The organism is Streptomyces sp. NEAU-YJ-81 (genome assembly GCF_017592595.1).
In the GTDB taxonomy this organism is placed as follows: domain Bacteria; phylum Actinomycetota; class Actinomycetes; order Streptomycetales; family Streptomycetaceae; genus Streptomyces; species Streptomyces hygroscopicus_B.
The window spans coordinates 1-619 of sequence record NZ_JAGFNO010000132.1 but is presented as its reverse complement, the minus strand read 5'-3'; the positions used below and the strand labels follow the sequence as shown (position 1 = coordinate 619).

1 pseudogene is annotated in these 619 nt (G+C 72.5%); it reads right to left on the bottom strand.

The features are described 5' to 3' along the window. Positions 1-280: pseudogene (locus J5X86_RS50250) on the bottom strand (flagellar motor protein MotB); the annotation flags it as partial. Positions 281-619: the final 339 nt, after the last annotated feature.

The window sequence follows — 619 nt, the reverse complement described above, 5'->3', positions numbered from 1 at the left end:
CGCCTTCGGTGGCGGCCTGCCCGCCGCCCGACTCATTCTCCGCGGCGCCCGCCTCCGAGCCCCCCTTGGCCTTGGCGTCGGAACCCTGCGCACCGCCGGAAGAACCAGAGGAGCCGCTGGACCCGGCCGGGGCCGTGTCGGCCTGGCCCGCGGACTTCGTATCGCCGCTGTCCGAGCCGTTGCAGGCCGTCAGGGTCAGGGCGGCGGCTGCGGTCAGGACTGCGGCGGCGACGCGGAGGGTGCGACGGCGGGCGATGCGGGCAGTGGTGTTGGAGCGCATTTCGGGTCCCCCAGGGCGGTCGGTGTCGTGGTCTGCTCGGTACGACAACAACTCTGACCGGAGCTACTACCGCAATCGTGCCGCCCCGCTAACATCCGGCTAACGCGACTGTGGCCAGGGAAAACTAGCTGCAGGTCCGCCTCGGCGGGCGCCGAGGCGGAGCCAGCGTCGCCGGGTGCGGGCGGCAGGACATCCAGGGTGCGCACGTTCGCGTCCGGCACCTTCGTGTTGGCCGCCGCGACCTCTCAGTCTTCGGTGACGCGGATGATCGTCTTGCCGGGGGTGCGCTTGTCCGGTGTGAACGCGGAGGCTGCCTCGGCGAGCGGCCGGACGGCGCCG